Origin of the sequence: Pseudomonas sp. Irchel s3f19 (assembly GCF_900187555.1) — a bacterium.
GTDB lineage: Bacteria > Pseudomonadota > Gammaproteobacteria > Pseudomonadales > Pseudomonadaceae > Aquipseudomonas > Aquipseudomonas capeferrum.
Genome location: NZ_FYDW01000008.1, coordinates 142,268 through 161,421 on the forward strand (window position 1 = coordinate 142,268; position 19,154 = coordinate 161,421).

General features: G+C 61.9%; 18 protein-coding genes. 7 read left to right on the forward strand and 11 right to left on the reverse strand.

The features are described from left to right. Positions 1 to 114: 114 nt before the first annotated feature. From CKW22_RS18975 to CKW22_RS19010, 8 genes are all read right to left on the reverse strand, one after another. A complete protein-coding gene (locus CKW22_RS18975; protein WP_047583707.1) occupies positions 115 to 1,041 on the reverse strand; it encodes a glyoxylate/hydroxypyruvate reductase A in 927 nt (308 codons plus the stop codon). A gap of 143 nt (positions 1,042 to 1,184) precedes the next feature. After that, positions 1,185 to 1,562: a VOC family protein gene (locus CKW22_RS18980; RefSeq protein ID WP_033697802.1), complete on the reverse strand. Its 378-nt coding sequence runs from the start codon at positions 1,560 to 1,562 to the stop codon at positions 1,185 to 1,187. A 53-nt stretch (positions 1,563 to 1,615) separates the two neighbouring features. Next, positions 1,616 to 2,233 (reverse strand): dTMP kinase, encoded by a 618-nt coding sequence (locus CKW22_RS18985; RefSeq protein WP_047583706.1) that lies wholly within the window; start codon positions 2,231 to 2,233, stop codon positions 1,616 to 1,618. 14 nt (positions 2,234 to 2,247) lie between these two features. Then, entirely contained in the window at positions 2,248 to 2,670 is a 423-nt protein-coding gene (locus tag CKW22_RS18990; protein WP_047583705.1) for a hypothetical protein, read from the reverse strand. A gap of 26 nt (positions 2,671 to 2,696) precedes the next feature. Beyond that, positions 2,697 to 3,512, reverse strand: coding sequence for a helix-turn-helix transcriptional regulator (locus CKW22_RS18995; RefSeq protein WP_050506052.1), 816 nt, complete (start codon positions 3,510 to 3,512; stop codon positions 2,697 to 2,699). Between the two features lie 76 nt (positions 3,513 to 3,588). Further along, complete coding sequence (locus tag CKW22_RS19000) at positions 3,589 to 4,929, reverse strand: MFS transporter (RefSeq protein ID WP_047583704.1); 1,341 nt, start codon at positions 4,927 to 4,929, stop codon at positions 3,589 to 3,591. Positions 4,930 to 5,014: 85 nt separating this feature from the next. Next, complete coding sequence (locus tag CKW22_RS19005) at positions 5,015 to 5,203, reverse strand: hypothetical protein (protein WP_033697795.1); 189 nt, start codon at positions 5,201 to 5,203, stop codon at positions 5,015 to 5,017. A gap of 7 nt (positions 5,204 to 5,210) precedes the next feature. Continuing rightward, positions 5,211 to 6,908 carry an FAD-dependent monooxygenase gene (locus CKW22_RS19010; protein ID WP_047583703.1) on the reverse strand — a complete coding sequence of 566 codons (1,698 nt, stop codon included), beginning with the start codon at positions 6,906 to 6,908 and terminating at the stop codon, positions 5,211 to 5,213. Between the two features lie 355 nt (positions 6,909 to 7,263). On the opposite strand from CKW22_RS19010, the gene CKW22_RS19015 reads away from it, so the two are divergent. Together CKW22_RS19015 and CKW22_RS19020 are read left to right on the forward strand one after the other, a co-directional pair. Next, the gene (locus CKW22_RS19015) at positions 7,264 to 8,640 is read left to right on the forward strand and encodes an amino acid permease (protein WP_033697791.1); all 1,377 of its coding nucleotides are present in this window, start codon (positions 7,264 to 7,266) and stop codon (positions 8,638 to 8,640) included. A gap of 202 nt (positions 8,641 to 8,842) precedes the next feature. After that, entirely contained in the window at positions 8,843 to 11,407 is a 2,565-nt protein-coding gene (locus CKW22_RS19020; protein WP_095064753.1) for an HWE histidine kinase domain-containing protein, read from the forward strand. Between the two features lie 61 nt (positions 11,408 to 11,468). Here CKW22_RS19020 and CKW22_RS19025 read toward each other — a convergent pair whose 3' ends face one another. Beyond that, a complete protein-coding gene (locus tag CKW22_RS19025) occupies positions 11,469 to 11,741 on the reverse strand; it encodes a PepSY domain-containing protein (protein ID WP_050506051.1) in 273 nt (90 codons plus the stop codon). Between the two features lie 101 nt (positions 11,742 to 11,842). Here CKW22_RS19025 and CKW22_RS19030 point away from each other — a divergent pair, with 101 nt between their 5' ends. The 5 genes from CKW22_RS19030 (at position 11,843) to CKW22_RS19050 (ending at position 17,667) form a co-directional block, all read left to right on the forward strand. Further along, positions 11,843 to 12,778 (forward strand): LysR family transcriptional regulator, encoded by a 936-nt coding sequence (locus CKW22_RS19030; protein ID WP_095064755.1) that lies wholly within the window; start codon positions 11,843 to 11,845, stop codon positions 12,776 to 12,778. Positions 12,779 to 12,873: 95 nt separating this feature from the next. Further along, positions 12,874 to 14,088 carry an MFS transporter gene (locus tag CKW22_RS19035; RefSeq protein ID WP_033697786.1) on the forward strand — a complete coding sequence of 405 codons (1,215 nt, stop codon included), beginning with the start codon at positions 12,874 to 12,876 and terminating at the stop codon, positions 14,086 to 14,088. Positions 14,089 to 14,139: 51 nt separating this feature from the next. After that, on the forward strand, positions 14,140 to 14,988 hold the full coding sequence (locus tag CKW22_RS19040; protein WP_033697785.1) for a LysR family transcriptional regulator: 849 nt from the start codon (positions 14,140 to 14,142) through the stop codon (positions 14,986 to 14,988). Between the two features lie 115 nt (positions 14,989 to 15,103). Next, complete coding sequence (locus CKW22_RS19045) at positions 15,104 to 16,099, forward strand: aldo/keto reductase (RefSeq protein WP_095064757.1); 996 nt, start codon at positions 15,104 to 15,106, stop codon at positions 16,097 to 16,099. A 380-nt stretch (positions 16,100 to 16,479) separates the two neighbouring features. Next, complete coding sequence (locus tag CKW22_RS19050; protein ID WP_095064759.1) at positions 16,480 to 17,667, forward strand: MFS transporter; 1,188 nt, start codon at positions 16,480 to 16,482, stop codon at positions 17,665 to 17,667. Positions 17,668 to 17,806: 139 nt separating this feature from the next. On the opposite strand, the gene tenA is transcribed toward CKW22_RS19050, so the two are convergent. Further along, complete coding sequence (gene tenA / locus CKW22_RS19055) at positions 17,807 to 18,466, reverse strand: thiaminase II (protein ID WP_033697781.1); 660 nt, start codon at positions 18,464 to 18,466, stop codon at positions 17,807 to 17,809. Between the two features lie 2 nt (positions 18,467 to 18,468). Continuing rightward, positions 18,469 to 19,116 (reverse strand): TenA family protein, encoded by a 648-nt coding sequence (locus CKW22_RS19060; RefSeq protein WP_033697780.1) that lies wholly within the window; start codon positions 19,114 to 19,116, stop codon positions 18,469 to 18,471. Positions 19,117 to 19,154 lie beyond the last annotated feature (38 nt).

The window sequence follows — 19,154 nt, forward strand, 5'->3', positions numbered from 1 at the left end:
GTAGAGCGGTGGGCGTTAACTACTGTAAGCCGAGCGCGGATGAGGCTCTACCAACTCGGAATAGGAAGAAACAGGCTTTTCATGCTTCTTCAGGCAGGATCAAATCGCAACGCCTCAGTACCCCTTGCCGCGATGCACCGTGTTCAGCAAGGGCAGGCCGCTGCGCGCGCGGTGAAGGTTTCGCACGATGACATCAACAGCGCCCTTGACCTGAACATTGCTGGCGATATGCGGGGTCAGCAACACCCGCGGGTGCCGCCAGAACGGGTGGTCGGGCAAGGGAGGCTCCTGATCAAGCACGTCCAGCACCGCGCCTGCGACCTTGCCGGTATCAAGCGCCGCCAACAGATCCTGCTCGATAACATGAGCACCCCGCCCCACGTTCACCACACCTGCCCCTGTGGGCAGCGCATCGAGCGTGGTCGCGTTCAATATGCCCGTCGTTTCGGGTGTCAGAGGCAACAGATTGATCAGGATGTCGCATTGGCCTAGAAATGCATGCAATTGCTCATTGCCCACGTAGCAACGCGCACCCGCGACCGCTTTGGGCGAGCGGCTCCATGCATTCAGCTGGAAGCCCAGTGGCTGCAACCGCTGCAGGGCTACCTGCCCGAGGTTCCCCAGCCCCATCACACCCACACGCCGCTCGCACGCAGGGATGATCGGCAAAGGCGCCCAGCGGCGCTCGCGCTGACTGTTCTGGTAAGTGAGGATGTCACGGTGCAAGGCCAGCACGGCAAAGGTCACGTACTCGGCCATGATGTCGGCCATGGCGCCATCCACCAGCCTGACCAGCGAAACGTGCTCGGGTAGCTCAGACAGGTCGAACTGATCGACGCCGGCGCCTGCCGAGTACAGCACGCTGAGGTTTGGGAACTGCGCCATCAGCCTCGGCATCGCTTTCCAGGCAATCAGATACTCGATGTCGCGCGCATCGCCCACCTCGGGCCATTCGCGAAACTCAAGTTCGGGGGCACTTTCATGAAAAGCCTGACGCCATTGAGCAGCACTGCCGGGCTCGGCCATGTAGAGAATAGCCATGTCTGGCTCCTGTTATTCAGTACACACATGATGCCCACCCCAACGACATGATGCCTTCTCATGGGTGCACTAAAAGAACAGCCGTTCCTCCTGCCTTGAGTAGGTAGTTTCACCACCGGTACTGAAAGCCCTGAACCGCCAAGTCACAGCTGTTCGGAAATTTCGATCAGATTGAGATCAGGGTCGCGCACATAGACCGAGAGGATAGGCCCGGTCGCCCCGGTCCGCTGAACAGGCCCTTCGACAATGGGCCAGTTCTGAGCCTCGAGGTGTGCGACCACTTGCTCGAGCCCGACACTGGCGATCAAGCACACGTCCAAGGCCCCCGGCACCGGCAGGTGGGCCTTTGGCTCGAACTCATGCCCGCGAACATGGACGTTGATCTTTTGATTGCCGAAACAGAACGCAAGGCGGCCTGCCCCAAAGGTCTGCAAACGCATCCCCAGAACACGGACGTAGAAATCTTTGCAAGCGTCGACATCAGTGGTGGTCAGTACCAGATGATCCAAGTGATCAATCATTGCGGTAGAAGCTCCCTTGCCTGCGTTGTCGGGTTTTCTTTATGTGCGGTCCCCTATTGGCCTCGCAACACCTTATAAATCTCGGCAACCACCTGCATCGTCGCCTCCTCGACCGTGCCCTCATTGCGGCACAACACCCACCCCTGCTCCGCAACCGCTCGCTCGAACGCCTGGGTACTGGCAACCTGCTCATGCAGGTTGAACATCACGGTACTGCCCAGCCCGCGCGACCGCGCCGCTGCCCTGGCCCATGAGATTTCAGGGTCGGTGACCACCCCGACATGCAGGTCTGGCACGCGCACATTGCGCTCGATATTCAGGCGCAGAATGTCTGCAAACGGGACTATCCGGCGAAACGCGGCATCCGACGGGTACCAGCGGTCGATCAGGATGATGCTGCCCTGGGGCTGTCTGGGCAGCACATGCTGTGAAATCCAGCTACGGCTATCGGCCAGGCGCTCGCAAACCCCCATTTCCAGCTCCCGGCTGGGGTTTCTGACCAGTTGGTTGACCAGCGCCATTGTTGCACCCCTGTTGGGGTCGTTATTGCGCTCGCAAAGCCGGACCACCTTGTTGTTGCCTGCCCTCAGTACTTTTGTAATGGCCTCAAGCAGTGTGGTCTTGCCAGTGCCCTTGGGCCCATCCAGAGAAACGAACAGCGGACGATTCATTGTTTGAACATCACTCACATAAGGCAATAATACGCGCTGACCTCGGCAACGATCGCCCCCTTGGCATCGTATAGCCGCGCCTCGGGCGTCAAGGCCATGGAACGCGCCTCCAGCACATAGCGCTGGCCGGCTTTGAAATGCGGGTAGTTGAGCGTCAGGTAGCACTCGCGCACTGTGGAGCCCCCCATCATGCTCATGCCCGAACCCCCGCTTGCTTCGTAGTCGAACCTGACGGTCAGCTCATGGCCGCCGGGGCTGACCTGAAAAAACCGGCCGTCGCGCAGGCGTTGCTGGTCCAGGCGTTCAGCCATCAACAACCTGTCGTTGGGAAACGGCACCGAGAAGTCGACCCAGGCCATCTGCGGATCGGCAGCCGGCATTGGCGCCTGACAACCCGCAATCGCCGTGATCGCGAGCAACACCATCAACCTGCGCATGATAGATGCCCCAAGGGTGCAGGCATTCAGGATAGCGCCCACTGGGCCTGCGTGGTCAAGCCAAACAGCTCACGCAAACCGTTGACACCCAGTTTGCGGTATAGCCGTTTCACATACGTCGCGGCGCTGACGGGGCGAACCCCCAGATGCTCGGCAATGTCTTCCACTGCAAGGCCGCTCAGCATCAGGCGCAACAGCGTTTGTTCACGCAAGGTCAGCGCCACATGCTGCTGCTTGATTACCCGCTCGGCCAAAAGCAAGGGCAGCTCATTGGCTTGCAGGTGCGCATGGTAATGCAGGCGCACGGCCTGGATCAGCAACGGCGCCAGGGCTTCCAGGTAGTTCATTTCCTGCGCCGAGAAGCGCCCGTGCTCGCGGCCGCGGTAGAAGTTCACCGACAACCAGCGGTTGCTTTCACAGTGGGTCAGCAAGGCTACCCGCTCGGCAATCTGTGGCTGCTCATAGCAGATGCGCCGGTACTCGGGGTGCGTGATGTCGTCAGCTGACTGGCGTTGCACGATGGTGTTGGTGACGCAGTGGCTTTGGCTCATCACCTGCTGGTTGCCATCCAGGCCGAAGAAGCGTTGCACATATTTGTGGGAGATCGCCGGCAGCGAGACTTCGCGCGCCCGGTCCGCAAACGAGAACACCTCGGCGTTGCGCCGCTGCGGATAAGCGAAGATCGTGCATTGGGCCAACGGCACGCCCGAGCCGATCACCTGCAGCAAATCCGCTGCGAGGAACTTGCTGCGGTTCTGGCCCACCCTGGCGAACAGATTGGCGGTGTGAGCGATATTGAAGCGGTGTTCACTACTGCCGGGGCGCAAGGGCCAGTACTGCATAGCGGTTTCTCTCGACGTGTCGGGCGCAGGTTTTGTGGTTATTGCCTACTACGGCTACCCGACACTCTATCACCCTTCAGCGCCCGGGCTCTGGCGGCGCTATGGGCAGGCGCAGGGCCAGCAGTGCGCCGAGGACCAGCAGCAGGGCAGCATAGGCGAAACCTGCGCTGAAACTGGACGTCAGGTCCTTCAGCCAGCCGACCACCAGCGGGTTGACTGCCGAGCCGATATTGCCCATGGCGTTGATCACCGCGATACCCACCGCACGGGCACTGAAACTCAGCACCTGGTCGGGCGTTGTCCAGAAAATCGACATAGCGCTGTAAGAGCCGCTGGCCGCCATGCACACCCCCAGCAATTGCACCGCCGGATAGCTCGACAGCGCAGTGAGCACCCAGCCAGCCGCAGCCATCAGCATGGGCAGCACCAAGTGCCACCGGCGCTCGCGGGTGCGGTCCGAATGCAGGCCCCAGACGATCATCAGGACAATGGTGCAGATCTGCGGGATGGCCGCCAGAAAGCCGATCGCCTGGTTACTGCTGGCGCTGTTGAAGCTTTTGACGATCAACGGCGTCCATACCGCAATCATTGCCAAGGTGTTGACCAGGCAAAAGTAGACCAGGCAGAACAGCAGGATGCGCGGCGAGGCCAGTTCGCGCCACACGCTGCGGGCAGGCTGTGTCGCAGTTGCCGTGCAGGCAGCGCGGTCCGCTTGCAGTGCGCGCTGCAGTAGCGCCTGTTCTTCGCCATCCAACCACTTCGCCTGTTGCGGGCGGTCATCCAGATAACCGAACACCACGCAGCCCATCAGCACCGAGGGCAAGCCTTCGAGCAGGAACAGCCATTGCCAGCCCTTCAGCCCCCAGATGCCATCCAGGCCCAGAATCAGCCCCGACAGCGCAGCGCTGAACCCGGCGGTAAATGGCATGGCGATCATGAACAGCGCGTTGGCGCGGGCCCGGTAAGCCGAAGGAAACCAGAAGGTCAGGTACAGCAACACGCCAGGCAAGAACCCCGCTTCGGTCACACCCACCAGAATCCGCAACAGGTAAAGCGAGGTGGCATCGGTCGCAAACAGCGTGCAGGTAGACGCCAGCCCCCAGGCAATCATCAGGCTGCCGATCCAGCGACGGGCCCCGATACGCGACAGGGCCATGTTGCTGGGTATGCCACAGGCGATGTATGCGACATAGAAGAAGGTACTGGCCAGGCCAAACTGAGTGCCCGTGAGGCCCAGGTCGCCCATCATGGTCAGGCCGGCGAAACCGATATTGATGCGATCCAGAAACGACAGTACGAAGCAGGCAAACAAAAAGCCGATCAGCCTTTTCGAGATCTTTTTACACACGTGCTGATAGCGGTCGTCAACACCGGCCACCGTCGGGGTGGTCGCGCTGGCGATAGGACTGCGTGTCATGGGGAACTTCCTGATTATTGTTATAGGAAGGCTCGCCGGCTCGAACAGATAAACCGGCGGCAAATGCACGAAAGCCAGGGGCTGATTACAGGTCCAGCAACGCCGTGCGCGTCAGCGCCAGAAACTGCTCTGCGTCGCCAAGCGCCTGGGCGCTGAGCAGCGCCAGTTTCACCAGAAACAGCTCGCGTTTGCCCTCTTCGATGTGGTCAAGGGCATCCGCTAGCTGGTCGTAGAGGGTCTCAATGTCGCTGATGGTCAATTGCTTGTGTTCCATAGGGTTCTCACTCATTGCCCAAAGCGGTTTCGACGGCATCACGCAAAGCCTGCCCATTGAGGTGATGCCAGCGCGCGCAAACGTGCTGGTCCGGGCGCATCAGGTAAGCACCGCCCGCCGACGCACCATATTTGTTGCGCAGGTGGCCGCCAGGGTCGTCGATCACCCCGTCTGCGCCCCGGACCTCGCCTTGCCGATTACCCACGACAGCCAGCAACTGCAATGGCACGCCTTGGTCGCGCAGGCTTTGCGCCTGCGCTTGAATATCGCTCGGCACTTCAACGGCATCAGTGAAATACAGCAGGCAGAACGACGCCCCTAGCCTGTCGAACAGGAACTGGTCATCGCCGAGCCGCACGTTCAGCAGCGGCGCGCCCTGGTGCGGCCCGCAGCTGAAGCGTGAATTGTCGTCATGCTTGCAGTTGAGTGCAGAGTCCACATAGTCATGTGGCCGCGAAGTGCGCCAGTGGTACAGCGGGCGGACGAACGCCTGGGTCAGTGACAACGACAGTACGGCATCGCGCAACAGGCGATAACCCGCACTGGGCGGCGTCATGAAACGGGTGCTCTTCCCCGCTTCGGCAATGATCTCGCGCGCGGCCCCTACCCGCTCCGCGCTATACGAGGCCAGCAGCCCCGGGCCGGCAATACCCTTGAGGGTCAGCGCCAGCTTCCAGCCCAGGCCGTGACAGTCCTGGAAACCGGTGTTGGCACCGCGCACGCCAAAAATGGGCAGCAAATGCGCGGCATCGCCGGTGAATATCACCCGAGTATGCAGGTAATCGGACAGTGTCAATGCGCGCGCCGAGTACACCGAGCACCAGTCCAGCTCCCACTGCGGGTTCGCTACCCCGACGATGCCCAACTGGGCATTGATACGCTCGCGCAGGGAGTCAGCCGACAAGGCCTGTTCGGGCGTTTCACCCCGTGCCAGTTGATAGTCGATGCGCCAGATATTGCCTGGCTCGCGGTGCATGAGCACGGTATTGCCCGGGTTCCAGTGCGGGTCGAAGTACGCCAGGCGCTCAGTGGGCAGGTCTAGGTCGATCTTGATGTCGGCGATTACAAAACGGCCTTCGTATGAAGCACCTTCCAGTTGCAGCCCAAGCAGCGTGCGAATGGCCGAACGCGCCCCATCTGCGGCAACCACCCAGCTGGCTTGCAGGGTGTACTCACCCGCGGGGGTATCCACCTCCAGTGTCGCGCGGTCTTCTGCCTGGGCCAGCGCCTTGACCCGGTTGCCCCAGCGCAGCTCGATCATCGGGTTGGCGTGGCAGGCATCGACCAGAAACTGCTCCAGGCAAGGCTGTTGCAAGTTGGTCATGGGCGCAAAACGGTCATCGGGGTCGTGCGGCGCCTCCATGCGAAATACCCGCTGATTGCGGTAGTAGGAATTGCCAAAGCGCCAGGGCAGGCCCGCTGAGGTGACACGCTCGGAGATGCCGACCTGCTGCAGAATCTCCAGTGATCGACGGGTGAACACGATCGCCCGGCTGCCTTCGCTGACCTGCCGTTCGGCTTCCAGCACGATCGAGGGGATGCCGTAGCGGGCCAGGTCCAGGGCCGTGGTCAGGCCAATGGGCCCAGCGCCGACGATCACCACAGGGTGATGCTGCACCTGGGCATTCACGCTGGCGGTGTGGGCAGGGAAAACCTGGTAATCGAAATAGATAGAGCGACGAGGCTCTGCGAGTGGTGTGTGCATCGCACTGCATCTCCGGATTGTTATGCTTTTTTTGGCCTGAGCCATTTCGGATATGCAGCGGACTGTAAGCGGTGTGAGAAACAGACATGTCCCCTTGAAGGGACAACATTGCACAGCAGAAAGCACGCCCTCAGGAAAAAAACGCAGGATGTTGTGCGCAGAATTCGCTTGAGATAGACGGCCGCATTGCCCAAGGTGGCCAGCCTGACAGCTATTGCCTGAATAAAAGGCTGCAGGGCGTGGACGCAGGCGCACGACGACGCCTGTGTGTGGGGGGTGACTATTTTTGCGGTGGCAAGCCTTGCGCTGCACGAACGTTGCCAATTCCTCCCCGATAATAAGAGAGGACAAGGAAATGCAATCCAACAGTCTGAAGCAAAGCCTGAAACAACGGCACATCACCATGATTGCGCTAGGCGGGGTGATAGGCGCGGGGCTGTTCATGGGGTCGGGCAAGTTGATTGCCTCGGCGGGGCCGGCCGCGATCCTGTCATATTTCATCGGCGGCATCGTGGTCACCTTGGTGATGTTCATGCTCGGCGAGATGGCCTGTCGCAACCCGGACGCCGGCTCGTTCTCGACCTATGCCAATACCTACCTCGGCGAATGGGCGGGTTTTGCCGTCGGCTGGCTGTACTGGCTCAAATCGATGCTGACCATCACCCTGGAGGCGGTGCTGCTAGGCGCCATCCTCAACGACTTTCTGCCGTGGCTACCGATCTGGGCGGGCGCCTTCATCATGCTGGTCACCTTGATGGCCAGCAACGCCTACTCGGTCAAATCGTTCGCTGAAGTGGAGTACTGGCTGGCCGCGATGAAGGTCGCCACCATTCTCATCTTCATGGTGCTGGGTGTTTCGATACTGCTCGGCCTGCACAGCAACATCCCCTCCCCTGGCTGGGTCAACCTGACGGCGCACGATGGCTTCATGCCCAATGGCCTGTCGCCGGTGATGGCGGGCGTGGTGGTGGTGATCTTCTCGCTGGGCGGCAGTGAAATTGCAGCCGTTGCGGCCGGCGAATCGGAAAACCCGCGGCAGAACGTCATCAGGGCAATCAAGAGCGTGATTTTGCGGGTGATGCTGTTCTATGTCGGTTCGGTGTCGATTCTGATTCTGTGCCTGCCCTGGACAGACACTGAAAACCTGGCTTCGCCGTATGTGTCATTGTTCAGCCTGGCCGGGTTCAGTGGCGCGGCGGTGGCCATGAAGATCGTGTTGTTCATCTCGTTCATGTCGGTGATGAACTCGTTCATGTTTTCCAACTCGCGCATGCTGTTCTCGTTGAGCCAGCGTGGCCACGCGCCGAAGCTGTTCTCCCGCACCACCTCCAAAGGGGTGCCGCTCAACGCCCTGCTGCTGAGCCTGAGCATCTGCCTGTTGATCCTGACGGTGCACTTTGTCAGCGGCGGCGACCTGTTCATGACCCTGGCCAAAAGCAGCGGCACGTTCGTGATGATCGTGTGGATCTTCATCATCATCGCCCACTTTGCCATGCGCTGGAAAACCCGGCATGAAGCGGTCGACCCCACGGCGTTCCGGGCGTGGTTCTTCCCTTACGCCAATATCGTTGCGCTGTTCGCGCTGCTGGCCGTGATTGTCACCCAGGCCTTCGACCCAGGGTCGCGCTTTCAGTTCTGGTTTACCACGGTGACCTCACTGGTGGTGGTGGCGGCCTACTTCGTGAAACGTAATCGGATGGCGGCGAAGTCGGTTGGTTACGCAGGGAGCTGACCAGTGCAGGAGCGGGTTTACCCGCTCCTGCCCCATGGCGGCACGCTAAACCCCTGTGCTTGCCACCTGTTGCCCTTGATGACGAAGCGTGCCCTGCAAGCTAGACTCCCATGCTGAATTTGACTGTAAACACTTCGTTTGCCTGAAAATGTTCGGCGGTCATGCAGGCAGCCGGCCTCTGGTAAACCGGCAGGGGCAGCCCATGACTTTGCAACCTCCCGTCAACTTGACCAACTGCGATCGCGAACCTATCCAGATCCCCGGCAGCATCCAGCCGCACGGTTGCCTGTTGGCCTGCAACGCGTCGGCAAGCGTTGTGCTGCGGCACTCCGCCAATACCGCCGGCATGCTGGGCGTGGCGGGTGAAATCAACGGGCAACGGCTCGAAACCATCATCGGCAGCGAGGCTGCCCATACGCTGCGCAACGCGCTGGCACGCGTCAGAGAGGCGTCCCGACCGGCGCTGAGCTTTGCCGTGAGTCTGCCGTCCGGGCAGGTGTTCGATGTGGCCGCGCATATTTTCAAAGGCACTGCCATCCTGGAGTTCGAGCCCTCCGGTGCGGGCATTGCCGAACCAATCGAACTGGTGCGCACCGTCATCGCCCAGTTGCGCGAGATCGACCGCTCCGACAAGCTGTTCCCCGATACTGCCCGGCGTGTTCGCGCACTACTGGGTTATGACCGGGTGATGATCTACCAACTTGGCGTCGACGGCGCCGGCAAGGTCATTGCCGAGGCCAAGCGCAGCGGCCTCGAAAGCTTTCTGGGGCAGTACTTCCCCGCCTCGGACATTCCTCAGCAGGCACGCGCCCTGTACCTGCGCAACCCGGTGCGAATCATTGCCGATGCCCAGTTCAGAACCGTGCCGATCGAGCCGGTACTGGACCTTTCCGGCGAGCCACTGGACCTGTCCTACACGCACCTGCGCAGCGTTTCGCCCATTCACTGCGAGTACCTGAGCAACATGGGCGTGGGCGCGTCCATGTCCATTTCGATCATCGTCGACGGCGCGCTCTGGGGGCTGATTGCCTGCCACCATTACGCACCCCGCACGCTGACCATGGGTCAGCGGGTCGCGGCGGAGATGTTCGGCGAGTTCTTCTCGCTGCATGTCCAGACTCTGCGGGCCAAGCAAACCGTGGAAGCCGCTGCTTACGCCCGCCAGGTGTTGGACAACCTGCTGCGCGATGCCCACCGCACCGCGGATATCGAAGAACTGCTGCGTGCCCGCATGACAGACTTCAAGGCACTCATCCCTTGCGACGGCATCGCCATGTCGCTGCAAGGGCGCTGGTCGGCCGACGCGCTGACACCGCCCAAGGCGGCGGTACCGAACCTGCTGCGCTTTGCCGAGGGGGTCGCCGAGGGGCGTACATGGGCGTCGAACTGCCTGTCGATGGCGCACCCTGCCGCCCAGGATTATGCCGTCGACGTTTCGGGCGTACTGGTGATTCCGATGTCGCAGCAACCGAGGGACTACCTCATGCTGTTTCGCAAGGAGGTGATCGAAACCCTGGATTGGGCCGGTGACCCCAACAAGACCTACGAAAGCGGCCCGCTCGGTGAGCGCCTGACCCCACGCAAAAGCTTTGCTGTGTGGAAGCAGACCGTACATCAGCACTCGCAGCCCTGGTCCGAACAGGACCGCCAGTTCGGCGAGGCCATCCGCGCCGCGATCGTCGAGGTTGCCCTGCACAACAGTGAGCTGATGGCCGATGAGCGCTCCAAGGCCGAAGTGCGCCAGCGGATGCTCAACGAAGAGCTCAACCACCGGGTGAAGAACATTCTTTCACTGATCGGTGCACTGGTGGCCCACCCCACCACTGAAAACCAGACCCTCAACAGCTACGTGGCCACGCTGAAGGGCCGCATCCAGGCGTTGTCGCTGGCGCACGATCAGGTGGTGCGGGGGGATGGCGGCGGCCGTTTCGCAACGCTGCTGGAAGCGGAACTATCGCCGTACCGCACTGCAGCCGATGCCATCACCCTGAACGGCCCGAACCTGCTGCTCGATGCCCGCGCCTACTCGGTAATGGCGCTGGTGCTTCACGAGCTGGCGACCAACGCCGCGAAGTATGGCGCGTTGTCTCGGGCAGGCGGCAAGCTGGCGGTCAGCTGGACGATTGATTCGGGTGGCGCTTGCGACATCGCCTGGTGCGAAAGCGGTGGGCCGACGGTGCGCCCGCCGAGCCGAAGCGGTTTTGGCTCGGTACTGATTGAACGCAGCATCCCCTTCGACCTGGGCGGCAGCAGCACGCTCGAGTTCAGACCAGAAGGCCTGCATGGGTATTTCAAAATTCCTGGCAAACACCTGACTCAGCTTGAAACAGCCGACACCCCAGCGCCGCAGGTCGCGCCGGCTGCGCCACCGGTAAGCTGCACGGCCCTGGTCAATGCATGCGTGCTGATTCTTGAAGACCAACTGGTGATTGCCGTGGGCCTTGAACAGATTCTGGCCGATGCGCTGGTCGAGGATGTGATCACCGCAAGCTCGGAAGCCGAGGCAATGAAACTGCTGGCCAGCCACAGGCCTGATGTCGCCGTGCTGGACATCAACCTGGGGACGGGAACCTCCATTGCCGTTGCCGAAGCGCTCTCGCGCCAGCACATCCCATTCCTGTTTGCCACGGGTTACGGCGACAGTGTCAGCATTCCCGCGCACTTGAAGCACGTTCCCGTGGTGCGCAAGCCCTATGACGCCTTTTCGATATTGTCGAACCTGGAAAGCCTGATCGACATTCGGAAAGCTACGGACCAAGCACAATAGCCAGCCGGGCTGGCATTAAAAACCCGCGCACAGGCGCGGGTCGTATTCGTTCAGCACCCGGTCACTTGTCCAACTCATCCTTGGTAATGGCGCCAGTGTGCGGATCAACGTGGAATTCGTACTGCTTGCCATCTGCCTTGATACCCTCGCCCTCCCAATGGCCATCATCGGCCTCGATCTTGGTGATCTGGGTGTAGCCGGCGCTCTTCAGCGCGGCTTCGGCCTGGTCTTTGTTCACCTTCCAGTCGGCGCCTGGCTGATCCGCCCAGGCAGCACTAACCCCCAGTGCACCCACCAGGGCCAAACCCGTGAACAGTCGTGTCATCGCTTTCATCGTCAACATCCTTTTTGCCAGAGTTAAACACTGCGACCCAAGCACTGTCGCTCCGGTTCAATTAAAGTGGCAAGACGGCTATTCATGACATAAGGGTTGATGTGCACTCATCAGAGCGCCTGAAAGGCATCGATGTATTTGTCTGCGTTGCAGACCTCGGCAGTTTTGCGGCAGCAGCGCAGCGCCTGAACCTGACAAGTTCGGCGGTCAGTAAAGGTATCGCGCGGCTGGAAGCGCGCCTGGGGCTGCGCCTGTTCGAACGCACCACCCGCCGGCTTGCCCTGACTGACGCGGGGCAGACCTTCTACAAGACCTGCTCACGGGTGCTGGCCGACCTCGAAGAATCGGAGCTGTCGCTGCACGAGGACTACTTCGAGCCGCGAGGCAGAGTGCGTATCGACCTGCCTGCGGCCTACGGGCGGCTGCACGTATTGCCGGTCATCCTCGACTACGTCAAACGCCATCATCAGCTGCAGCCACACGTGTCCTTTACCGACAGCTTCGTCAACCCGACCGAACAGGGCATCGATATCGTGGTACGTATCGGCGGCCCGGACGTTTGGCCGGACGAGCTGGGCCACCAGTTCATCGGCGCTCAGCGGGTCATCTTTTGCGCGTCACCGGCCTACTTGCAAGCGCGTGGCACGCCCGTCGATGAGCGTGACCTGCACGCCCATGACTGTGTGGTTTACGGGCAAGCCGACGGTTTGGGCAGCCCTTGGCACATGACCGGTACCCAGCCTGGCGAAATGGAACGGCGCTTCATGCCGGCGCGGCTTGCCATTGGCGATGGCGAAGGTGTGGTACAAGCCGTGCTGCAAGGCTTGGGCATCACCCAGGTGCCTACCTGGCTGGTCAACCAGCAACTGGCCTGTGGCGAGTTGGTTGAGGTGTTGCCGCACCTGGCAACAGAGGGCTTGGCGATGAACGTGGTATGGCTCAGGAAGCGCGAGGCCCTGCCGCGCGTCAGGGCGTTACTGGACGTATTGCTGCAATCACTGCGCATGGACGGCCACGCTCTGCAGCCCGGTGACTAGTGAATAATATTCGCCAAGCCAGTGAATTTTTGCCAGCGATAAGCTTTTTTTGAATCAATACAATGGCAGCACCTTTGATTTCAGGAACTGCCTGCATGACTGCTGTTGAACGCCCTCCCCTGGGCTTGGCGACCAATCGACGCGCCACCTTGGGGACGTTGATCCTCGCCACCTCGGCCTTTCTGATCGTAACCACCGAGTTTTTGATGGTTGGCCTGCTGCCGGGGCTGGCAAGAGACCTTGATGTGTCGATTTCCAGTGCCGGGCAGCTGATCACGCTGTTCGCCTTCACCGTCATGCTCGCCGGCCCGCCGCTGACAGCAGCACTTGCCCACCTGGACAGGCGTAAGCTGTTCGCAGCCATCCTGGCCTTGTTCGCTGCGGCCAATGCGCTTGCTGCCATTGCGCCGAACATCTGGGTGCTAGCAGTAGCGCGATTCTTGCCCGCCCTGGCACTGCCGGTTTTCTGGGGGACGGCCAGCGAGACGGCGGCCAGGATGGTCAGCGCAGATCGCCAGGGGCAGGCCGTCGCGCAGGTGTACCTGGGCATTTCAGCGGCCCTGCTGCTCGGTATCCCGCTGGGTACCTTGGCGGCCAATGCCATCGGCTGGCGCGGCGCCTTCTGGGTATTGGCCGCCGCCTCAGCGCTGATGGCCTTTGCCGTGCTGGCCTGGATGCCAGCGGTTGCCCGCCAGCCTAAAGTCGACTTCAGCCAGCAGGCGCGAATTTTCCGTGAACCGATCTTCCTGGCCAACGTGGCCCTCTCGGTCCTGGTGTTCACCGCCATGTTCATTGCCTACACCTACCTCGCGGACATGCTTGAGCGCACCGCAGGTGTGGCAACAGCAGATGTCGGCTGGTGGCTGATGGGCTTCGGTGCCATCGGTTTGCTGGGCAACTGGCTGGGTGGCCGCGCGGTCAGGCAATCGCCGATCAAGGCCACTGCGCTGTTCCTGGCTTTGCTAGGGGTGGGCATGGCGGCATTCAGCCCGCTGGCTTCTGCACCGGTTACGCTCTGGGCGGCGCTGGCACTGTGGGGCATCGCCAACACGGCGCTGTACCCCATCTGCCAGGTGCGGGTGATGAACGCGGTGTCGCATTCCCAGGCGTTGGCCGGCACTACCAACGTATCTGCCGCCAATGCCGGGATCGGCCTGGGCGCGCTGCTGGGCGGGTTGGTCATCCCGGCGTTCGGTGTATCGTCGCTCGGTTATGTGGCGGCGGGCGTAGCCCTGCTGGCCATGCTGTGCGTGCCCGGCGTGGCGCGCCTGCAGGCACGGGCTGAGCATATGGCGGTACAACCCGGCTGACGGGCACTGCCTGAATCCGCGTATCATCAGGCCTCACAGCCGAGGCCTGTCATGTTCGATTGGGAAGACCTGCGTCACTTTTCTGCTTTCATCAGCGCCGGCTCGCTCTCGGCCGCCGCCAAGCGCCTGGGCGTTGACCACGCCACCGTGGCCCGGCGCATCAGCTCGCTCGAAGCGTCCTTGCAGCTCAAACTGGTGGACCGTCGGCCGCGGGCCTACGCCCTCACCGAACAAGGCTTGCGGGTCGGCGAGTTCGCCGAGCAGATGCTGGCCTCTTCGTTTGCACTGGAGCACTTTGCCAGTGCCGACCAGCACACCGTTGAAGGCGAAGTGGTGATTGCTGCCCCCCCTGCGCTGCTGGGCAGCATGGTGGCGCGCAGGCTGGGGGCACTGTATCAACGCTACCCCCATTTGCAGTTAAAACTGGTCGGCAGCAAGTCACGCGCCTCGTTGGCGCGTCGTGAAGCAGACGTGGCCATCGCCTTGGCCAGGCCCACCGAACCCACCTTGGTGGCCAGCTTGCTCGGCCATCTGGAATACACGCTGTACGCCTCGGCGGCCTACCTGCGCCAACGCGAACCGCAGGTGTATATCGGCTACGACGACTCCCAGGCCAAATCCCCACAGCAACTGTGGCTGCTCAAGCACGCCACAGGCCGCCCTTTCGCCCTGCAAAGCAACGACTTGCGCATCCAGGCCCAGGCAGCAGCCGGGGGCGTGGGCATTGCCTGCCTGCCCGCCTTCATGGCTGAGGAATACGGGCTCAAGCCAGTCAACGAAAACAGTTCGATGAGCATCGAAATCTGGCTGGCCGTTCACGAGGACGTGCGCAACACACCCCGCATCAAAGCCGTGACCGACTTTTTGATCGAACAGGTGAAGCCCCTGCTTCGCTTGTGAATTTTTGCAAACATCGCCTGCACATTCCGGGAATTTGCGCAGTGCCGCATCGCCGTTAACCTTGTGCCATCGCTCGGCAACTGCGCCGGGCAATGCCGCCAGAGAGGGCACGCAGATGCAGTACGTCAAACTCGGAAACACCGGCCTGGATGTCTCCCGGCTGTGCCTGGGGTGCATGACATTCGGTGACCCCGATGCCGGTACCCATCCCTGGACCCTGGATGTAGACCAGAGCCGCCCGATCATCCGCCACGCGGTGGAACAGGGCATCAACTTCTTCGACACGGCCAACAGCTATTCGGCCGGCACCTCGGAGGTCATCCTGGGCCAACTGCTCAAGGCGTTTACGCGCCGTGAAGACACGGTGATCGCGACCAAGGTCTTCTACCCCGCGAACATGTGGGAAGGCGCCAGCAAGCCCAATGAGCAGGGCCTTTCGCGCAAAGCCATCTTCAGCAGTATCGACGCGAGCCTGAGCCGCCTGGGGGTGGATTACGTCGACCTGTATCAGGTGCATCGCTGGGACTATCACACCCCCATCGAAGAAACCATGGAAGCGCTGCACGATGTGGTCAAGGCCGGCAAGGCCCGCTACATCGGTGCCTCGTCGCTGTATGCCTGGCAGTTCGCCAAAGCCCAGCACGTTGCCGCGGCCAATGGCTGGAGCCGGTTCGTCTCGATGCAGAACTACCTCAACCTGGTGTATCGGGAAGAAGAGCGGGAAATGATCCCCTTGTGCCAGGACCAAGGCGTCGGGCTGATGCCCTGGAGCCCGCTGGCACGCGGGCGGCTGACCCGGCCCAAGGGGCAGGAAACGGCGCGCACGCTGAGCGATATTTCCGGCAAGTCGTTCTATGAGCGGACCGAAGCCGAGGATGGCCGGGTGATTGATGTGGTCGAGCAGGTTGCCGCTGAACGTGGCGTACCCATGGCGCAGGTGGCGTTGGCCTGGGTGCTGGGGCACCGCGGCGTGTCTGCACCGATTATTGGTGCATCGAAGCCTGCGCACCTTGACGATGCCATTGCGGCATTGGGGCTTGAGTTGAGTGATGAAGAGGTCATGCGGCTGGAAGCGCCTTATGTGCCGCATGCGGTTACGGGGTTCAAGTAGGCCTTGGTGTAGGGCTTGGGAGGTTCAGCGCCTATGAGATCGAGCGCCGCCCACGCGGCGCTTCGCGGCGCAAGGCCGCTCCCACATCTGTTTCGGGCCAGTTATTCCTGAAGCATTGCCGCGCGGCCCTTTGGCGCCCGCCCCTATATAGCGTCGTACAAACAAGGCGGTCGCGCGCAAATATCACAGGCCTCACTGGCCCGAAACAGATGTGGGAGCGGCCTTGCGCCGCGAAGCGCCGCGCGGGCGGCGCTCGATCTCATAGGCGCCAAAGAACTTGCGACAAGCACATCGCAAGCCCCCTGCAGCCTCGACGTGCCTCTCCCGGATTGACTATGATTCCGCCTTGAACGTTTCAGCATGTTTCAATAGGGATTCAAATGTCTGTCCAAGAACCACCACCGCTAGCCCTCCCGAAACGCACTGTCGCCAAGATGGAAGCCGCCATGGCGCTGGGCAGCTTTGCCATCGGCACCGGCGAATTCGCCATCATGGGGTTGATGCCGGACATCGCCAGCAACCTGCAATTGAGCGAGCCTGAGGTGGGCCATGCCATCAGTGCCTATGCGCTGGGCGTGATGGTCGGTGCCCCGACGCTGGCGATCCTCGGCGCCAAGCTGCTGCGCAAGCACATGCTGCTGCTGTTGATGGCGCTGTATGCCTTGGGCAACCTGGCCACGGCATTTGCGCCCTCCTTCGGCGGCCTGGTGGCCTTTCGCTTCATCAGCGGCCTGCCCCATGGCGCGTACTTCGGCATTGCGGCGGTGGTGGCATCGAGCATGGTGGCGAACAACCAGCGGGCGGGCGCCGTCGCGCGGGTGATGATGGGCCTGACGTTGGCCATGCTGCTGGGCAACCCGGTTGCGACCTTCCTGGGGCAGTACTTTGGCTGGCGCTCTGCGTTTGTGTTGGTCGGGCTGATTGCCCTGTGCACCATCGCCCTGGTCTGGCGCTTCGTGCCGCAACCGCACGATGAAGTGCGCAGCGACCCGCGCAAGGAGCTGCAGGCGTTCGCCCTGCCCCAGGTGTGGATGGCACTGGCGATTGCCTCGATCGGCTTTGCCGGCATGTTCTGTGTGTTCAGCTACCTGGCACCGACCATGCTGCACGTGACCCAGGTGTCGCCGCAGTGGATCCCCTTTGGCCTGGCCGCCTTTGGCGTGGGTGGCATCGTTGGCAACATCGCCGGTGGCAAGCTGTTCGATCACCTGCAGTTCCGCGCCGTGGGCCTGGTGTTGGTCTGGTCGATTGCTGTGCTGCTGTTTTTCACCTTTGCGGCACAATCGCTTTGGACGCTGCTGCTGGGCGTCGGCCTGGTCGGCACCATGATTGCCCTGGCCGCGCCGTTGCAGATTCGCCTGATGGATATTGCCCATGAAGCGCCAAGCCTGGCGGCGGCTTCGAACCATGCGGCGTTCAACCTGGCCAACGCGCTTGGGCCGTGGTTGGGTGGCATGGCCATCACCGCGGGGCTGGGCTGGACCAGTACGGGTTACATCGGTGCGGCTACGGCATTGGTCGGTTTGGGGATTTACCTGGTGGCCCGTCGCATGAAGGGGGGGCATTGATCCAATCGAGGTAATGGGGGGGGCGCTGTGGGAGCGGGCTTGCCCCGCGAACACCGGCGAAGCCGGTGCCACGCACCGTGTGCCCCATTCGCGGGGCAAGCCCGCTCCCACAGAATACGCAGCTTACGGGGGCAGTCTGCTAGGCTGCGCCATCGAGCCCCATCTGCCAGAAGTCGGCTTCAAGGCTCGAGGCCTGGCCGAAGATGCCTGCCAGCTCGACGAACCGTTGCTCGGTCATGCTGCGCGCCGCCAGTTCATCCAGGTGCTTGCGCGCATTGGCCGCCACGGCCTGATAGCCCTCCCCGGCGTACTCACCAATCCACTCACGGTAAGGGTGCTGGCTCAGGTCGCCAATACGCTGAGCCAACGTGCGCCCGATTTCGGCATAGCCGATCACACAGGGGGCCAACGCCACGTGCAGTTCAAGCAGATCGCCCGCAGCGCCGCAATCGAGCACATAGCGGGTATAGGCCACCGTGGCCTGATGCTCCGGCGCAGCCTGGATATCGGCTTCGGTCAGCCCCCAGCGGGCGCACAGGCGCAGGTGCAGTTCGGTTTCGTCGAGAATCGCCGCCAGGCCTGCCTGGGCGGCACGAATGTCAGCCGGCAGGCGGCTTTTGTAGGCGGCCAGCGCCCAGGCGCGGGCGAACTGGATCAGGAACAGGTAGTCCTGCACCAGGTAAGTCCGAAACGCAGCTTCGCTCAGCGTGCCTTCGCCCATCTGCCGCACGAAATCGTGATCGACATAGCGATTCCACTGGCCGGCGCGGGCGGCTTTGAGGCGATCGAAAATATCCATGCTCACGCCTCCCCCTCATACACGGCATCGAAGAAAGCCAGTTCCAGGGCCACGGTACGCAGGTAGAAGTCGGTGCTCAGCTCAGCCTCCTGCGGCCCCACGCGGTCCAGCTCGGCTTGCAGAAAGGCAACGAAGGCCTGGAACGCCGGGTTGTCGTGCAGGGTGATCCATTCGGCATGCACGAAGTGCTCGGGCAAGGGCTTGGGGGCTTTGATTGCCCAATCCAGGTACAAGCCTTCGGCAACGTTCAGCACAGCCAGCGCGGCGGCATACGAACGGGTGGCCGCAGCTTCGCGCATGATGGCCTTGAAACCTGCGGTTGGGGCAGTGTCGTCGGCTTCTACGCGCTGTGCCGGGCTTACGTCCAGCGCCTCGAAGGCACGCAGGAAATAGGTGTTTTCATCACTCGAGATCATCCCGGCGAACTGGCCGAAGCGCAGGCGTGCCTCGAAGGTGTCGGCGGTCGCGATGGCTGCGCCGAGCAGGGTCAGGAAGCTGTCGAGAAAACGATGATCCTGCACCAGGTAGCGGACCATGATCGGGTCCGGCAGGCTGCCGTCACACAATTGGGTAACGAAACGGTGCCCGACGGCCGCCGACCAGGTCGGCTCGCTTTGGCGACGCAGGGTTTGCGTGAAGCGTTCGGTCATGATGCTGTCCTCTGCAGGGGGTGACAGCGAGACCGTTG

Excerpts from the sequence above, each read along its gene's own strand:
- CKW22_RS18975 (WP_047583707.1), bottom strand. The coding sequence starts at position 1,041 with ATGGCTATTCTCTACATGGCCGAGCCCGGCAGTGCTGCTCAATGGCGT.
- CKW22_RS18980 (WP_033697802.1), bottom strand. The coding sequence starts at position 1,562 with ATGATTGATCACTTGGATCATCTGGTACTGACCACCACTGATGTCGAC.
- CKW22_RS18985 (WP_047583706.1), bottom strand. The coding sequence starts at position 2,233 with ATGAATCGTCCGCTGTTCGTTTCTCTGGATGGGCCCAAGGGCACTGGC.
- CKW22_RS18990 (WP_047583705.1), bottom strand. The coding sequence starts at position 2,670 with ATGCGCAGGTTGATGGTGTTGCTCGCGATCACGGCGATTGCGGGTTGT.
- CKW22_RS18995 (WP_050506052.1), bottom strand. The coding sequence starts at position 3,512 with ATGCAGTACTGGCCCTTGCGCCCCGGCAGTAGTGAACACCGCTTCAAT.
- CKW22_RS19000 (WP_047583704.1), bottom strand. The coding sequence starts at position 4,929 with ATGACACGCAGTCCTATCGCCAGCGCGACCACCCCGACGGTGGCCGGT.
- CKW22_RS19005 (WP_033697795.1), bottom strand. The coding sequence starts at position 5,203 with ATGGAACACAAGCAATTGACCATCAGCGACATTGAGACCCTCTACGAC.
- CKW22_RS19010 (WP_047583703.1), bottom strand. The coding sequence starts at position 6,908 with ATGCACACACCACTCGCAGAGCCTCGTCGCTCTATCTATTTCGATTAC.
- CKW22_RS19015 (WP_033697791.1), top strand. The coding sequence starts at position 7,264 with ATGCAATCCAACAGTCTGAAGCAAAGCCTGAAACAACGGCACATCACC.
- CKW22_RS19020 (WP_095064753.1), top strand. The coding sequence starts at position 8,843 with ATGACTTTGCAACCTCCCGTCAACTTGACCAACTGCGATCGCGAACCT.
- CKW22_RS19025 (WP_050506051.1), bottom strand. The coding sequence starts at position 11,741 with ATGAAAGCGATGACACGACTGTTCACGGGTTTGGCCCTGGTGGGTGCA.
- CKW22_RS19035 (WP_033697786.1), top strand. The coding sequence starts at position 12,874 with ATGACTGCTGTTGAACGCCCTCCCCTGGGCTTGGCGACCAATCGACGC.
- CKW22_RS19040 (WP_033697785.1), top strand. The coding sequence starts at position 14,140 with ATGTTCGATTGGGAAGACCTGCGTCACTTTTCTGCTTTCATCAGCGCC.
- CKW22_RS19045 (WP_095064757.1), top strand. The coding sequence starts at position 15,104 with ATGCAGTACGTCAAACTCGGAAACACCGGCCTGGATGTCTCCCGGCTG.
- CKW22_RS19050 (WP_095064759.1), top strand. The coding sequence starts at position 16,480 with ATGTCTGTCCAAGAACCACCACCGCTAGCCCTCCCGAAACGCACTGTC.
- tenA (WP_033697781.1), bottom strand. The coding sequence starts at position 18,466 with ATGGATATTTTCGATCGCCTCAAAGCCGCCCGCGCCGGCCAGTGGAAT.
- CKW22_RS19060 (WP_033697780.1), bottom strand. The coding sequence starts at position 19,116 with ATGACCGAACGCTTCACGCAAACCCTGCGTCGCCAAAGCGAGCCGACC.